Here is a 15,786-nt window from a genome sequence, read left to right as displayed (position 1 = left end):
TACTTTCGCCCAACCTTTTATACGTCAGGAAGTTGCCCTGTGAGCTTGAATCCGCGCTATGATTTTTATGAACACTGCAACAGAACATGAAAAACACGATTCTCGCAAAAACTGGGAGTCTGATATGTTATTGCAACCCGTAATTCTCTCAGGCGGCTCCGGCACGCGCCTGTGGCCACTCTCCCGCGAAAAATATCCCAAACAGCTATTGCCGCTGATCGGCGAAGAATCCCTGCTGCAAGGCACCGTGCGCCGCGTCGACGGCATCCGCCTGGAACTGGCGCCGACCATGGTGGTATGCAATGAAGAATATCGCTTCGTCATTGCCGAGCAATTGCGCCTGATGGGCAAGGATGGGGTGCTACTGCTGGAGCCTGTCGGCCGCAACACCGCGCCCGCCCTGACAATGGCGGCGCTGGAAGCGAACCGCGAGGGCAAAGATCCGGTGTTGCTGGTCATGCCGTCGGACCATGTGATTCTCGACACGGCCGCATTTCAGGAAGCCGTCAGGCAAGGTGCCGCGCTGGCGGCGGCGGGCAGCGTGGTCACCTTCGGCATTACGCCGGACTGCCCGGAAACAGGCTATGGTTATATCCGGATGGGTGAAATGCTGGATGGCGCAGGCGACGGGGCCTGCCGCATTGCCAATTTCGTCGAAAAACCGGATCGCGAGACGGCGCAGCGTTACCTCGATGAAGGAAGTTATCTCTGGAACAGCGGCTTGTTCATGATGCGTGCCTCGGTGTGGCTGACGGCTATCGAGCAATGCCGGCCCGATATTCTGGCCGCCTGCCGCGCCGCCTGGCAAAGCAGGCTGGAAGACGGCATCTTCGTGCGCGTCGACGAATCCGCTTTTGAACAATGTCCGAGCGACTCCATTGACTACGCGGTGATGGAGCGCGTTGCCGCCAGGCAGGAGAATCTGCCCGCGGGGGCCATGATCCCGCTGACTGCGGGCTGGTCTGACGTCGGCTCATGGGATTCGCTATGGCAAGCACTGCCCAAGGATGCGAACGGCAATGTATCGCAAGGGGATGTCCTGCTGAGCGATTGCAGCGACACCCTGGTCCTCTCTGGCGGCAGGCTGGTCACCTGCGTCGGCGTCAGCGACCTGGTTGTCGTGGAAACGGCGGATGCGGTGCTGGTCGCGCACAAGGACAAGACGCAGGATGTGAAAAACATCGTCGATACCCTCAAGCGGCAAGGCCGTCCGGAGAGTTTGCTGCACCGCAAGGTGTATCGTCCGTGGGGCTGGTATGACAGCGTGGATAACGGCGAACGCTTTCTGGTGAAACGCATCGTCATCAAGCCCGGCGCGATGCTGTCGCTACAATTGCATCACCACCGCGCCGAACACTGGGTTGTGGTCAGGGGTACGGCCAAGGTCACGCGGGGCGATACCTGCTACCTGGTGACCGAGAACGAATCGACCTTCATTCCGCTGGGAACCAAGCACCGGCTGGAAAATGTCGGGAAACTGCCGCTGGAGATCATTGAAGTACAATCCGGACCCTACCTCGGCGAAGACGATATTGTGCGTTTCGACGATCATTACGGCAGGAAGTGAAGTTGCGGGCGACAGGCAAACCCCGCACCACCCATCATGCGCAGGAAAGCCTTTCGGCCATCCTTTCGTAATAAGCGGCTTCCAGTTGCAGGTTGCCGGAGCGGGAAGCGCTCATCTGCATGGTCAGAAGACGCAGCTTCTTCAGCGCCACGCTACGTTGCATGCCTTCGGATGCATGGACCAGGCGCTCCAGTTCGGCGACATCCTTCAATATCTGCACCTCGGGAGGCACATACCCGGCATTCTTGAGAATGCGGTAGGCGATGCGCAGTTCCTCAGGAATCAGCCTGTCGTCGTCCAGTTCCAGCGGCTGCCCGGTGCCGGGCAGCCCGTCGAAATCGCCGCGCCGTGCAGCCTCGACGATGCGCTGTTCCACGATGGCTTCAAACCCTTGCATGATCCAATCAGGCGGCAGCTTTGGATTTCAGCGAGTCCGTCAGGTGCGGGCTGAGGGTTTGCAGAATTTGTGAAAAGACCTTGGGGTTGCCGGCCACGATGTTGCCGCTTTCCAGCCAGCCTTCGTTACCTTCGAAATCGCCTACCAGGCCGCCAGCCTCATGCACCAGCAAGCCGCCCGCGGCGATATCCCACTGCGACAGGCCGATTTCCCAGAAACCGTCGTACCAGCCGGCGGCCACATAGGCCAGATCCAGCGCTGCGGAACCGGGACGGCGCACGCCGGAAGTTTTCTTGATCATGTCCTTGAACATCGCGACATAGGTATCAAGATGCGCGAAATCACGGAAAGGAAAGCCGGTGCCGATAATGGCTTCCTGCAAGCGGGCGCGCGAGCTGACGCGGATGCGGCGGTCGTTGAGGAAAGCACCGCGACCGCGCGTGGCGGTAAAGAGATCATTGCGATTCGGATCGTAAATTACGGCCTGCGTGATCTGGCCGCGCTGCTTGAGTGCGATGGAGACGGCGTATTGCGGAAAACCGTGCAGGAAATTGGTCGTGCCGTCGAGCGGGTCGATGATCCAGACGTTTTCACTGTCGCCTTGCGCCCCGCTCTCTTCGGCGAGAATGGAATGGTCAGGATATGCATCCAGCAAGGTCTCGATAATCGCGCGTTCGGCCGCGTGATCAACCTCACTGACAAAGTCGTTGTATGTCTTGCTGCGAATCTTGATAGCACCCAAATCCTGGGAAGCACGATTGATGATGGCGGCAGCCTGGCGCGCGGCCTTGACTGCAATATTAAGCATTGGATGCATATTCTGATGTCCGTACCCGCAAGGGGAAAGTTAAAGAGCTGGTAAAATAGAATCCATCTCAGGAATAATCACATGTGCGACGGGATGCTTTGGGATGCAGCGCTAGGCGCGAGCCGCGCGGTTTGGTTATCCAAACAAGCGGTGAGCAACAACGCGATGCGCCCAAAGCACCCCGTCCCTCCGGGTTGCAACATGCGATTATTCCTGAGATGGATTCTAACATTTTACTGCCTACACCCCATGAGCTCCAAACTCGAATCACTTGCCAACATCCGCATCGTTCTCTGCCAGACCAGCCACCCGGGCAATATCGGGTCTACGGCACGCGCGATGAAAACGATGGGACTCACCCAACTGGTGCTGGTACGACCCAAAAAATTCCCGCACGAGATTGCCGAAGCCATGGCTTCCGGCGCGAGCGATATCCTGGCCGCAGCGCGTGTTTGCGATTCGCTGGAAGAAGCGCTGACCGGATGCACCTTCGTCATCGGCCTCAGCGCCCGCAAGCGCGAGCTTTCACACCAGCTGGTCACGGCACGGGAGGCTGCGACAGAGGCAGTACAGCTTGCCGCGACCCAATCCGTAGCCCTGGTTTTCGGCACGGAAATGAGCGGCCTGTCCAACGATGAGCTCATCCGTTGCCAGCTTCTGGCGATGATCCCTGCCAACCCCGAGTACTCCTCCCTCAATCTGGCCTCGGCAGTACAGGTCCTGGCATACGAAATCCGCACGGCAGCATTGGGAGAAGCAACCGATACCGTCGACAACGATTTCAATTTGGCGAGCCATGAAGATGTCGAAGGATTCTACCGTCATCTGGAAGAAACGCTGATCGGCACCGGCTTTCTGGACCCCGCCCTGCCGAAACGATTGATGTCGCGTCTGCGGCGCCTGTTCACACGGGCACGATTGGAAAAAGAAGAGGTCAATATCCTGCGGGGCATTTTGAAATCGATACAGTCGCCTCGATAAGAGGTCTGTATTTATGGCAAAATACTAGACTTTTCATTCAACTAGCGTAGCTAACGCATGTTCAATCATTTGCGCGAAGACATCGCCGTCGTGTTCGAACGGGACCCGGCCGCACGCACGCATTGGGAAGTGCTCACCACTTACCCGGGCGTCCATGCGCTCATTCTCCACCGTTTCTCGCACTGGCTCTGGCATTGCAAGTTGCGCTGGATGGCACGCTTCTCCTCGCACATCGGCCGCTGGCTGACCGGCATCGAGATCCATCCTGGCGCCACCATCGGACGCCGCGTATTCATCGATCACGGCATGGGCGTCGTCATTGGCGAAACGGCGGTGATCGGCGACGACTGCACGCTGTATCACGGGGTGACGCTGGGCGGCACTTCCTGGAAAAAAGGCAAACGCCATCCGACGCTTGAAAGAGGCGTCGTCATCGGCGCGGGCGCCAAGGTGCTCGGCCCGATCACGGTGGGCGAAGAAGCCAAGATCGGCTCCAATGCCGTCGTCGTGAAAGACGTACCGGCAGGCGCGACGGCAGTCGGTATTCCGGCGCGCATCCTGGACCAGGAAAAAGCCCGGCAACGCGACGACATGGCGCAGAAAATCGGCTTTTCCGCCTATGCCGTTTCCGACGATATGAACGATCCGATGGCGAAGGCTATCCACGCCCTGCTCGATCATGCCGCGGAACAGGACAAACGCCTGCAGGAAATGGCGCAACAGCTCGCCAAACTCGGCGGCGACGTCGAGACCGACAAGGAGGTCGCCGAGGCCTTCGACGTCAATTATCTGAACAAGATCGTCGACTGAACCCGGGCCGGTAATAGTTGACTAAATAACTAAGGTTTTGTAGAATTTAGTCCTCTCGCATCCCTTACCGGAGTAACTTTTATGCGCCTGACCACCAAAGGCCGTTTTGCCGTGACAGCCATGCTCGACTTGGCCTTGAACGAAGTCGACCGCCCCGTCACGCTGGCAGGAATCAGCGAGCGGCAGGAGATTTCCCTGTCGTATCTCGAACAACTTTTCAGCCGTCTGCGCCGCAATGGATTGGTCAAGAGCGTGCGTGGGCCCGGTGGCGGCTATCGCATCGCCAAGCCGCTCGACAGCATTTCGGTCTCCGACATCATTACAGCCGTGGACGAGCAGATCGACGCTACCCAGTGCGGCGGCAACGAAAACTGCCACGACGAACACCGCTGCATGACCCATGACCTGTGGGCCAGCCTTAACGTCAAGATTCTTGAATACTTGTCCGGCGTCAGCCTGGCCGAACTGGTAGCTTCGCAAAAGAGCGGCGGCAAGATTGTCATCCCCGAGCCGAAGCGCCGCGAGCGTACGCCGCAGGCAGTCGCTGCCTGAGGGTAGCCGGCCGCATTGCCATGAGCAACTCCGCCGTATATCTCGACCACAACGCCACGACTGCGCTCGACCTTCGTGTTCTTGATGCCATGCTGCCCTTTTTGCAGCATCCGCAAGGCAACCCGACCAGTCGCCACAGTTTTGGAAGGCATGCGCGGCAAGCCGTTGAGAATGCGCGCGCTCAGGTCGCGGATACGGTAGGCGCACATCCTACTCAAGTAGTATTTACCAGCGGCGGAACCGAAGCGGATAATCTTGCCATACAAGGGGTTGCGGCGGCGCAAGCGCCTACCAGCATTGCGGTAAGCACTATCGAGCATCCTGCGGTTTATCGCCCGGCGCAGTACCTGATGGGACGCGGATGGAAGATTGCCAGAATCCAGGTGGATGAAAACGGTCGCATCGCGCTGGATAGTCTGAATGAAGTATTGCAGCAGAAAACGGCTCTGGTTTCCGTGATGGCAGCCAACAACGAGACCGGCGTGCTCCAGGACATTCCGGCCATCGCCGAAATATGCCGTCGGCATGGTGCCTTGTTGCATACCGATGCTGTGCAGGCGCTAGGCAAGATAGCGCTGGATTTCAATGCGCTCGGCGCGAACGCGATGAGCCTGTCGGCGCACAAGATACACGGTCCGCAAGGTGCAGGTGCACTGGTGCTGGACAAGCGGGTAGATATCAGGCCGCTCCTGTATGGCGGCGGCCAGGAAAAAGGCCTGCGCAGCGGAACGGAAAATATTGCTGCCATTGTCGGCTTCGGCCTGGCATGCGAATTGGCGCAGCGCGAACTGAATGATCGCATCGCCACGATCGAAAACCTGCGCAATCGCCTGGAAACAGGGTTGCGCCGCCTGGGTGCCACGATTTTCGGCGGCGAAAGCGCACGATTGCCGAACACCAGTTTTTTTGCCTTCCCCAACATCGAAGGCGAAACGCTGGTAGTAGCGATGGACAAGAAAGGCTTTGCGATTGCGAGCGGTTCGGCCTGTTCCAGCGACAGCACCGAGCCCAGCCATGTGCTGCTGGCGATGGGTGTAGACCCGGAATTCGCACGCGGTGCGGTACGCGTCAGTCTCGGGGCGGACAATACCGCCCAACAGATCGACGGCTTTTTGCTGGCGCTGGAAAACGAGCTTTTACGATTGAAACGAATGGCCGCATTGGCGGTTTGAGGAAGAAGCATGAGTGTAAAGACCCCGATCTACCTGGACTACTCGGCCACCACCCCGGTGGACCCGCGCGTTGCGGAAAAGATGATTCCGTATCTGACCGAACAATTCGGCAACCCTGCCAGCCGCTCGCATCCGTTTGGCTGGGCAGCGGAAGAAGCCGTGGAAAACGCGCGCGTGCAGGTCGCGGCGCTGGTCAATTGCGATCCGCGCGAAATCGTCTGGACTTCCGGCGCAACCGAGTCCGACAACCTCGCGATCAAGGGTGCCGCGCACTTCTACTCGGGCAAGGGCAAGCACATTGTCACCGTGCAGACCGAACACAAGGCCGTGATCGACCCGTTCCGCGAACTCGAACGCCAGGGCTTCGAAGCGACCTATCTGCAACCGGAGCCCAACGGCCTGGTGGATATCGAAAAATTCCGTGCCGCTCTGCGCCCGGACACCATCTTTGCCTCGGTGATGATGGTCAACAACGAAATCGGCGTCATTCAGGACATCGAAACCATCGGCAACCTGTGTCGCGAACGCGGCATCATCTTCCACGTCGACGCCGCGCAAGCCACCGGCAAGGTGGAAATCGACCTGGAAAAACTGCCGGTCGACCTCATGAGCTTCTCCGCGCACAAGACCTACGGCCCCAAGGGGATAGGCGCGCTGTATGTTCGCCGCAAGCCCAGAGTCCGCATCGAAGCGCAAATGCACGGCGGCGGCCACGAGCGTGGCATGCGTTCCGGCACGCTGGCGCCGCACCAGATCGTCGGCATGGGCGAAGCCTTCCGCATCGCCAAGGAAGAAATGGAACTGGAAAACGCCCGCGTCCGCCGCCTGCGCGACCGGCTGCTGGCCGGCCTGCAAGGCATCGAAGAGGTCTACGTCAACGGCGACCTCAAGCAACGCGTGCCGCACAACCTGAATATCAGCTTCAATTTCGTCGAAGGCGAATCGCTGATCATGGCGGTAAAGGACATCGCGGTTTCGTCCGGTTCGGCCTGCACTTCCGCCAGCCTGGAGCCCTCGTATGTGCTGCGCGCGCTGGGCCGTTCCGACGAACTGGCGCACAGCTCGATCCGTTTCTCCATCGGACGCTTCACCACCGAGGAAGAAATCGACTACACCGTAGAACTGATGAAGAGCAAGATCGGCAAACTGCGTGAGCTTTCCCCGCTGTGGGAAATGTTCCAGGATGGCATCGACCTCGAATCCGTCCAATGGGCCGCTCACTAAAAGATTCACGGAATTAAGGAAAACATCATGGCATACAGCGACAAGGTCCTGGACCACTACGAAAACCCCCGCAACGTCGGCGCGCTCGACAAGAACGACCCGCATGTCGGCACCGGCATGGTGGGCGCGCCCGCTTGCGGCGATGTGATGAAGCTGCAAATCCGCGTCGGCGACGATGGCGTGATCGAGGACGCCAAGTTCAAGACTTATGGTTGCGGCTCCGCGATCGCATCCTCATCGCTGGTGACCGAATGGCTTAAAGGCAAGACGCTGGATCAGGCAATGGAGATCAAGAATTCTGCCATCGCCGAAGAACTGGCCCTACCGCCGGTCAAGATTCACTGCTCGGTGCTGGCGGAAGATGCGATCAAGGCCGCGATCGCCGATCTGAAACAAAAATCCGGCGGCGGCGTCGATATCGAACCCGCCAAACAGGAAGCTTGAAGCCATGGCAATTACCCTGACTGAATCCGCGGCCGACCGCGTGCAGAAATTCCTCGCCAACCGCGGCAAGGGCGTAGGCTTGCGCCTAGGCGTGAGAACCTCCGGCTGCTCGGGCATGGCGTATACGCTGGAATTCTCGGATGAAATCCTGCCGGAAGATGTGACTTTCGAAAGCCACGGCGTCAAGGTGCTGATCGACCCGAAAAGCCTGACGTATCTGGACGGCACCGAACTGGACTACACCAAGGAAGGCCTGAACGAAGGCTTCAAATTCAACAACCCCAACGTCAAGGACAGTTGCGGCTGCGGCGAAAGCTTCACGGTATAGGCATAGGGCGATTAGCTGTCAGCGCGCAGCCCGGACGCATCGCTGACAGTGGCACGCGGATGGCTAATTGAATGCTTGATATCCACCAGAACCACTTCGAACTGTTCGATCTGCCGACGAGCTTTGCCATTGACCGGACGCTGCTCGACCAGAGCTACCGCAAGTTGCAAGGCGAAGTGCATCCCGATCGCTTTGCTGCGGCAACGTCCGCCGAACGGCTACGCTCGATGCAATGGGCGACGCACGCCAACGAGGCCTATCAGACGCTGAAGTCTCCCGTTTCTCGCGCCCGCTACCTGCTGCAATTGCAGGGAATCGACACGCAGGAAGAAACCAATACCGCGATGCCCGCGGACTTTTTGATGCAGCAAATGGAGTGGCGCGAAGCCATTGATGAAGCGCGCTCTGCGCTCGACATCTCTGCCCTCGAGAAATTATTGCTGGAAATAAACCGCGAAGCTACCTCGCAGGAATCGGAATTGCGGGCCGCCATCGACGAGCAGCGCGATTATCCGCGCGCCGCAGGCATCGTACGCAAGCTGCGCTTTCTTGATAAAGTGCAAGACGAAATCGAACGCGCCATCGAGGCGCTGGAAGAATGAATATCTTGAATCGTCAACGCGCCGGAAGCGTCAAGCCGGAAACCGAATTGAACTGCAAAAAATCGTACTTTTTCGCGAACCCCTCGATCGCTATCGAGCCCCTGCTTTTCTCGGCGCCCCTGGCGTCCTGGCGGTAAACAAGTTATGGCCCTATTGCAAATCTCCGAACCCGGAAAAAGCGCCGTCCCGCACCAGCATCGCCTGGCGGTAGGCATCGACCTCGGCACGACCAACTCGCTGGTCGCCACCGTGCGCAGCGGCATGAGCGTTGTGCTGCATGACGAAGAAGGCCATGCCTTGCTGCCGTCCGTCGTGCATTACCTCGCATCCGGCGTTGATGTCGGCCATGCGGCGCAAGCCCAGCAAAGCCGCGACCCGCAAAACACCATCGTTTCCGTGAAGCGCTTCATGGGGCGCGGCGTGCATGACATCGCCGACATCGGACACTATCCCTACCGTTTCGTCGATGCGCCGGGCATGTTGCAACTGAGTACCGTCGCCGGCATCAAAAATCCGGTGGAGATTTCCGCCGAAATTCTCAAGACACTGAAAGCCCGGGCCGAAAAATCGCTGGGCGGCGAACTGACCGGCGCGGTGATTACCGTTCCGGCCTACTTTGACGACGCGCAACGCCAGGCAACCAAGGACGCGGCACAACTTGCGGGACTCAATGTACTGCGCCTGCTGAACGAACCCACCGCCGCCGCCGTCGCTTACGGACTGGATAACGCCTCCGAGGGCGTGTTTGTCATCTACGATCTGGGCGGCGGGACGTTCGACGTCTCTATCCTGCGTCTCTCCAAGGGTGTGTTCGAGGTGCTCGCCACCAACGGCGACTCCGCTCTCGGCGGCGACGATTTTGACCGTCGCATCTTCTGCTGGATGCTGGAAAAAGCGCAGGTGCCGCCAGTGGGCCCGGAAGATACCCGGCTGCTGCTGACCAAGGCCCGCGAAGCCAAGGAACAGCTCACCGACCATGCCGAAACGCGCATCACCTGCGTGCTCTCGACCGGAGAGGTCATCGACCAGACGCTGGATAGCGCGACTTTCAACGAACTAACGCAGCATCTCGTCAACAAGACACTGACGCCGACCCGCAAAGCCTTGCGCGACGCGGGCATCAGCATCGAAGATGTACAGGGCGTGGTGATGGTGGGCGGTTCGACGCGCATGCCGCAGATCCAGCATGCCGTCGCTGAATTCTTCAAGCGGGAACCGCTGACCAATCTCGATCCCGACAAGGTCGTGGCGCTCGGCGCGGCGATCCAGGCAAACGTGCTGGCCGGCAACAAGAACGAAAACGAACTCCTTCTGCTCGATGTGATTCCGCTCTCGCTCGGGCTCGAAACCATGGGCGGCCTGACCGAGAAAGTGATTCCGCGCAACTCCACGATTCCCGTTGCCCGCGCGCAGGATTTCACTACCTTCAAAGACGGTCAGACTGCGATGAGCATACATGTGGTGCAAGGCGAGCGCGAGCTGGTGTCCGATTGCCGCTCGCTGGCGCGTTTCGAATTGCGCGGGATTCCGCCCATGGCGGCAGGCGCTGCGCGCATACGCGTGGCTTTCCAGGTCGATGCCGACGGCTTGCTGTCGGTTTCCGCACGCGAGCAGACCTGCGGCGTAGAGGCGCATGTCGTGGTGAAGCCGTCTTATGGCCTCTCCGACGACGCCATCGCCAATATGCTCCAATCCTCGTTTTCTCACGCCGAAGAGGACAAGCTGGCGCGCGCGTTGCGGGAAGCCCAGGTGGAAGCCGAGCGCTTGCTCGAAGCGATTCGCGCGGCCTTGGAGCAGGATGGCGATGCATTGCTCGAAGCCACTGAACGGGCAGAACTGGAGTCTCACATGCAGGCTCTGCACAATGCAATTTCCGGCACCGATCCTCAAGCGATTACCGCAAGCATGGAGGCGCTCAACCACGCCTCCGAAACCTTTGCCGGCCGCCGCATGGATGCTTCCATCAAACAAGCCCTGACCGGCCACAAACTCGACGAAATAAAGGTCTGAAATGCCGCAAATCATCGTTCTGCCGCACGAGGAACTCTGCCCCGAAGGCGCCGCCTTCGAAGCCAAGCCCGGCATGTCCATCTGCGACAACATGCTCGAACATCATATCGACATCGATCACGCATGCGAAAAAGCCTGCGCCTGCACCACTTGCCACGTAGTCGTGCGCGAAGGATACCAGTCGCTGAACGCTCCCGAAGAAAAGGAAGAGGATCTGCTGGACAAGGCATGGGGCCTGGAGCCCACCTCGCGCCTGTCCTGCCAGGCCATCGTCGATACCACCGATCTCGTGGTGGAAATTCCCAAATACTCCATCAACATGGCCAAGGAAGGCCATCGCTAGAGCAACGCCCGCGTTCCCGGCAGTCAACATCACCCCGGCTCAAGGGCTCGCTGCCAGCAGCGCCTGCCCCAAGGCTATGCCTTGTAGGAAGCTCATATCTGGTCTACCCTGAATAAAAACAGTCAGGGAAGACCCATTCATGTTGAACTTCGACTTCATCGTCATCGGCAGCGGACCCGCAGGTCAGCGCGCCGCGATCCAGGCCGCCAAGCTGGGCAAGAGCGTCGCCCTGATCGAGAACCGCAACGTGGTCGGCGGCGTCACCGTCCATACCGGCACGATCCCCAGCAAGACCTTGCGCGAAGCCGTGCTCTATCTCACCGGCTGGACCCAGCGCGGCCTTTACGGCCAGAGCTACCGGCTCAAGCAAAACCTCACCATCGACGATCTGATGCAGCGCCTGCAGATCACGATACGCAACGAAGTCGGCGTGATCGAGAGCCAATTGGCGCGCAATGGCGTGACCGTAATGCACGGTATCGCCGCCTTTCATGATCCGCATACCCTCCATGTCACCGGCCACGATGGCGAAATAAGCGAGCTATCGGCGGAAAAGATGGTCATTGCCACCGGCACCACGCCCTCGCGGCCCGCCGATATTCCGTTTGACGATGGCTACATCATCGACAGCGACGGCATCCTCAACCTTAAAAAGATTCCCAGGACCATGGCCATCGTCGGCGCCGGCGTGATTGGCGTCGAGTATGCCGCGATGTTCAGCGCGCTGGATGTCAAGGTCACGCTGATCGACAGCCGCCCGCAGATGCTGGACTTTCTAGACCGCGAAGTCGTCGATGAATTGATGCACAGCCTGCGCGCGCGGCAAGTCACGCTGCGGCTGGGCGAGAAGGTCGCTTCGATGCGGCGTAACGGCGACGATGACGTCGAGATGATCATGGCCAGCGGCAAGCGCGTGGTCGCGGACATCGTCATGTTCGCCGCCGGGCGGCAAGGGGCCACGGATGCATTGAAACTGGAAAACGCCGGGCTGACGGCGGACGAACGCGGCCGCATCAAGGTCGACTACTGCTACACCACCGAGGTGCCGCATATTTATGCCGCCGGCGATGTGATCGGCTTTCCCAGCCTGGCCTCGACATCGATGGAGCAAGGGCGGCTGGCCGCGTGCCATGCATGGGACAAGACCTCGGCCTGCGTGCCGGAACACTTTCCCTTCGGCATCTACAGTATCCCGGAAATCAGCATGGTGGGTGCGACCGAGCAGCAGCTCACCAAGGACAACATTCCTTATGAGGTAGGCGTGGCCCGCTTCCGGGAAACGGCGCGCGGCCAAATCCTGCGGCTGGAAGAAGGCATGCTGAAGATCATCTGCGGACTGGAAGACAGACGCGTGCTCGGCGTACATATTTTTGGCGAGAGCGCGACCGAGCTGATACATATCGGCCAGGCCGTCATCAGCCTGAACGGTACGCTGGATTACCTGGTGGAAGCGGTATTCAACTATCCGACCCTGGCGGAAACCTACAAGATCGCGGCGCTGGATTGCTGGAACAAGATGCGGGTTTAGAGCACCACCTCAAGCCGCCGTTATCCGCGCAAGATAACCCGGATCGAGCAGCCGGACGAACTCCTCGGCAGGCACGGGCGGACTCATCAAATACCCTTGCACCTGGTCGCACCCCTGCTTGCGCAGGAATTCGAGCTGTTCCTCGTTTTCAACACCTTCGGCAATCACGGTCAAATTGAGGCTATGCGCCATCGCGATGATGGCCTGGGTGATCGCCACGTCATCGCTATCCCTGGGTACATCGCGCACGAACGAGCGGTCGATCTTGAGCGAATCGATGGGGAAGCTCTTCAGGTATCCCAGGGAAGAATAGCCGGTGCCGAAATCGTCGATGGACACCTTCGTGCCCATGTCGCGGAAACGCTGCAAAATCTCGATGGCCCGCTCGGCATTCTGCATGATCATGCTTTCGGTAATCTCCAGCTCCAGATAAGCCGGAGGCAACCCACTGCCGCCGAGTGCTTCGGCAATGGTCTGGCGCAGCCCCTCGTCGCGGAACTGATGGGCGGAAAGATTCACCGCAACACCGATCAATGGCAGCCCGGCATCCTGCCAGGCGCGGTTCTGGCGGCACGCCTCGCGCAACACCCAGGCGCCGATCGGCACGATCAGGCCGGTTTCTTCCGCCAGCGGGATAAACTGCGCCGGCGGTACCAGGCCCAGATCCGGATGATTCCAGCGGATCAGTGCTTCCGCGCCAACCAGTTCATTGGTGGCGAGATCGATCTTCGGCTGGTAATAAAGCACGAATTCGTTGCGCTCCAGCGCGCGGCGCAGGCTGTTTTCAAGCGCCAGGCGCTCGAAGCTGTGGACATTGCTTTCCGAAGCGTAAAACTGGAAGGTATTCTTGCCCCGCTCTTTTGCGCGATACATCGCGACGTCGGCATTTTTCAGCAAGGTATGGAGATCGGTGCCGTCTTCCGGGTACGCGCTGATGCCGATGCTGGCGCTGACATACAACTCCTGCCCCAGCAGGTAAAACGGCTGGCCCAGCGCATTCATGATCTTGCGCGCGACATTGCCGAGATACTGGGTATCGGCGAATTGTTCGATCAGCACCACGAATTCGTCTCCACCTTGCCGCGCAATGGTGTCGGTCTCGCGCAGGCACTGCTGCAGGCGCTCGGCTGCCGTCTGCAGCAGCATGTCGCCGGCGTGATGCCCCAAAGTATCGTTGATGACCTTGAAGCGGTCGAGATCGATGAACAGCACCGCCAGGCGGCCATGTTCGCGCTGGACGCGACGCAAGGCATGCTCGATGCGCTCCTGCAACAGCGTGCGGTTGGGCAGGCCGGTCAGTGCATCGTGATTTGCCAGAAAATGCAGCTGTTCCTCGGACTGTTTGCGGAGAGTGATGTCCGTGAACACGGCCACGTAATTCAGGACATTTCCCTTGCTGTCCTTCACGGCGCTGATCGACAGCCATTCGGGATAGATTTCACCGCTCTTGCGCCGATTCCAGATTTCGCCCATCCAGCGCCCTTCCGCCTTGATGGACGCCCACATCGTCTCGTAATAGTTATCCTCATGTTGGCCCGAGCTCAGTATCGCCGGGCTTTGACCGATGATTTCCTCGCGGGAAAAGCCGGTGATATTGACGAAACCCTGATTCACCTCCAGCACCTTCAGGTTGGCATCGGTAATCATGACGCCTTCGGCGGTGTTCTCGAATGCCTGCTGGGCCAGCGCGAGGCGAGCCTCGGCTTCCTTGCGCGCGGTGATGTCCAGCATGATGCCTACCAGCTCAATCGGTTCGCCCTTCGTTCCCGGAATGACCCGCACGATGTCGTGCAGCCACAGAACACGGCCATCGGCCGCGATCATCCGGTAGTCGAAACTGTGCCCTGCCAGTTTCTCGGATTCTTGATGGCAAAACGCAGGTGCCCAATTCCGGTCGTCCGGATGCATGTGATCCGGCCAGAAGGTAGGCGACTCGGTCCACTCGTGCAGAGGATAGCCCAGCAGGGACTCCGCCTCCGGGCTGACATAGGTAAAACTGCCGCCCGGAACTGCGCGCCAGATAATGGCCTGTGCGGATTCGACCAGTTCGCGGTACATCTGCTCGGTTTCCTTGAGCGCTTTCTCCACGCGAATGCGGCCGCTGTAGGTGGCAGCAAGAAACAGGCTGGTCATGGCCCATATCGCCATGTAGGCCCAGTAATTGATCATCCCGGCGCCCATGACTTCGTTGAAATAGCCACGTTCGTCCAGCAGGCTCCAGATCGCCACGCTGAAAACCAGCGCCGTGGCGAGCACCGCTCCGCGCAATTGAAAGCGCACGGCGGCCCATATCGCCAAGGGGAACAATGTGAAGGATCGCGGCTGATATTCCTCACCGAACGGCAGCCACTGAAAGAAAATCATCAGGCTGCCCAGCAACAGCAACAACCCTAGCAGGCCCGCTTCGAGAATGCGTTCCCGACCAAGTGTAAAGGGATGTCGTTGCGCAAACACCAGCAGCAAGGGCGCAAACACCAGATCGCTCAAGGCGTCCCCCATCCACCAGTTCATCAGCGCTTTAAGCAAGGCATCAGGGGCGATGACTCCAATGGAAAGCAAACTGGCAACGCCTATCGTTGCGCTGATCGTCGTACTGAAGCCTGCGCCCAGCAACACCAGGAGGACAATGTCTTTCGGACGGTCGAGTATTCGCTGGAATCCAAAGCGATTCAAAAGAGTCGCGCCAACCACTGCCCCCAGCGTATTGCCCAGCGCGATGCTCGACGCAGCAGGCAGAGGAATGCCGGTGCCCAATTCGGCGACCAATGCCCCGAGCAGCACGCCCGGCCATAAGCGTCGCCCGAAAATGATCAGTGCCGCCAGGGAAAGCCCCGCTGGCGGCCAGATCAACGTAATGGTCCCGACATTGGAAAAATACAAGCCGATTTTCGAGCCCGCCCAATACAACGCAGCAAGCCCCAGCATCAAGGCGATCTGTTTTTTGCCCAGTTCAGGCAACATGGCCAATATACCTATTCATAGCAGGCTGATTGTAATGGGATTCCTGCACGGAGAGATAC

15 protein-coding genes are annotated in these 15,786 nt (G+C 59.2%); 12 read left to right on the top strand and 3 right to left on the bottom strand.

Translation table 11 applies throughout. From position 1 onward, the window contains the following. Window positions 1–124 precede the first annotated feature (124 nt). Entirely contained in the window at window positions 125–1,567 is a 1,443-nt protein-coding gene (locus tag A7976_RS13810) for a mannose-1-phosphate guanylyltransferase/mannose-6-phosphate isomerase (RefSeq protein WP_067113303.1), read from the top strand. A 34-nt stretch (window positions 1,568–1,601) separates the two neighbouring features. Here the strand turns inward: A7976_RS13810 and A7976_RS13805 are convergent, their stop codons facing one another. Further along, entirely contained in the window at window positions 1,602–1,964 is a 363-nt protein-coding gene (locus tag A7976_RS13805; RefSeq protein WP_067113142.1) for a DnaJ family domain-containing protein, read from the bottom strand. A 7-nt stretch (window positions 1,965–1,971) separates the two neighbouring features. Then, a complete protein-coding gene (locus A7976_RS13800; RefSeq protein WP_067113139.1) occupies window positions 1,972–2,781 on the bottom strand; it encodes an inositol monophosphatase family protein in 810 nt (269 codons plus the stop codon). A 240-nt stretch (window positions 2,782–3,021) separates the two neighbouring features. On the opposite strand from A7976_RS13800, the gene trmJ reads away from it, so the two are divergent. The 11 genes from trmJ (at window position 3,022) to sthA (ending at window position 12,766) form a co-directional block, all read left to right on the top strand. Further along, entirely contained in the window at window positions 3,022–3,753 is a 732-nt protein-coding gene (gene trmJ, locus A7976_RS13795; RefSeq protein ID WP_067113137.1) for a tRNA (cytosine(32)/uridine(32)-2'-O)-methyltransferase TrmJ, read from the top strand. Between the two features lie 57 nt (window positions 3,754–3,810). Beyond that, a complete protein-coding gene (cysE, locus tag A7976_RS13790) occupies window positions 3,811–4,563 on the top strand; it encodes a serine O-acetyltransferase (RefSeq protein ID WP_067113134.1) in 753 nt (250 codons plus the stop codon). 81 nt (window positions 4,564–4,644) lie between these two features. Continuing rightward, window positions 4,645–5,115, top strand: a complete 471-nt coding sequence (gene iscR, locus A7976_RS13785) for a Fe-S cluster assembly transcriptional regulator IscR (RefSeq protein ID WP_067113129.1) — start codon at window positions 4,645–4,647, stop codon at window positions 5,113–5,115. Between the two features lie 20 nt (window positions 5,116–5,135). Further along, window positions 5,136–6,287, top strand: coding sequence for a cysteine desulfurase family protein (locus A7976_RS13780; protein ID WP_067113127.1), 1,152 nt, complete (start codon window positions 5,136–5,138; stop codon window positions 6,285–6,287). 9 nt (window positions 6,288–6,296) lie between these two features. After that, window positions 6,297–7,511: an IscS subfamily cysteine desulfurase gene (locus A7976_RS13775; protein WP_067113124.1), complete on the top strand. Its 1,215-nt coding sequence runs from the start codon at window positions 6,297–6,299 to the stop codon at window positions 7,509–7,511. Between the two features lie 27 nt (window positions 7,512–7,538). Next, the gene (iscU, locus tag A7976_RS13770) at window positions 7,539–7,955 is read left to right on the top strand and encodes a Fe-S cluster assembly scaffold IscU (protein WP_067113122.1); all 417 of its coding nucleotides are present in this window, start codon (window positions 7,539–7,541) and stop codon (window positions 7,953–7,955) included. A 4-nt stretch (window positions 7,956–7,959) separates the two neighbouring features. Then, the gene (iscA, locus tag A7976_RS13765; protein ID WP_067113119.1) at window positions 7,960–8,283 is read left to right on the top strand and encodes an iron-sulfur cluster assembly protein IscA; all 324 of its coding nucleotides are present in this window, start codon (window positions 7,960–7,962) and stop codon (window positions 8,281–8,283) included. A 71-nt stretch (window positions 8,284–8,354) separates the two neighbouring features. Then, on the top strand, window positions 8,355–8,885 hold the full coding sequence (hscB, locus tag A7976_RS13760) for a Fe-S protein assembly co-chaperone HscB (protein ID WP_067113116.1): 531 nt from the start codon (window positions 8,355–8,357) through the stop codon (window positions 8,883–8,885). A gap of 144 nt (window positions 8,886–9,029) precedes the next feature. After that, window positions 9,030–10,895 carry a Fe-S protein assembly chaperone HscA gene (gene hscA, locus A7976_RS13755; protein ID WP_067113113.1) on the top strand — a complete coding sequence of 622 codons (1,866 nt, stop codon included), beginning with the start codon at window positions 9,030–9,032 and terminating at the stop codon, window positions 10,893–10,895. Window position 10,896: 1 nt separating this feature from the next. Then, the gene (gene fdx, locus A7976_RS13750) at window positions 10,897–11,238 is read left to right on the top strand and encodes an ISC system 2Fe-2S type ferredoxin (RefSeq protein ID WP_067113110.1); all 342 of its coding nucleotides are present in this window, start codon (window positions 10,897–10,899) and stop codon (window positions 11,236–11,238) included. A gap of 139 nt (window positions 11,239–11,377) precedes the next feature. Continuing rightward, a complete protein-coding gene (gene sthA / locus A7976_RS13745) occupies window positions 11,378–12,766 on the top strand; it encodes a Si-specific NAD(P)(+) transhydrogenase (protein ID WP_067113107.1) in 1,389 nt (462 codons plus the stop codon). 9 nt (window positions 12,767–12,775) lie between these two features. Here sthA and A7976_RS13740 read toward each other — a convergent pair whose 3' ends face one another. After that, complete coding sequence (locus A7976_RS13740) at window positions 12,776–15,727, bottom strand: EAL domain-containing protein (RefSeq protein WP_067113104.1); 2,952 nt, start codon at window positions 15,725–15,727, stop codon at window positions 12,776–12,778. Window positions 15,728–15,786 lie beyond the last annotated feature (59 nt).

Origin of the sequence: Methylobacillus sp. MM3, assembly GCF_001645185.1 — a bacterium.
Taxonomy (GTDB): domain Bacteria; phylum Pseudomonadota; class Gammaproteobacteria; order Burkholderiales; family Methylophilaceae; genus MM2.
Note: the sequence above shows the minus strand (reverse complement) of the source record. Positions and strands in the feature narration are given on the sequence as shown.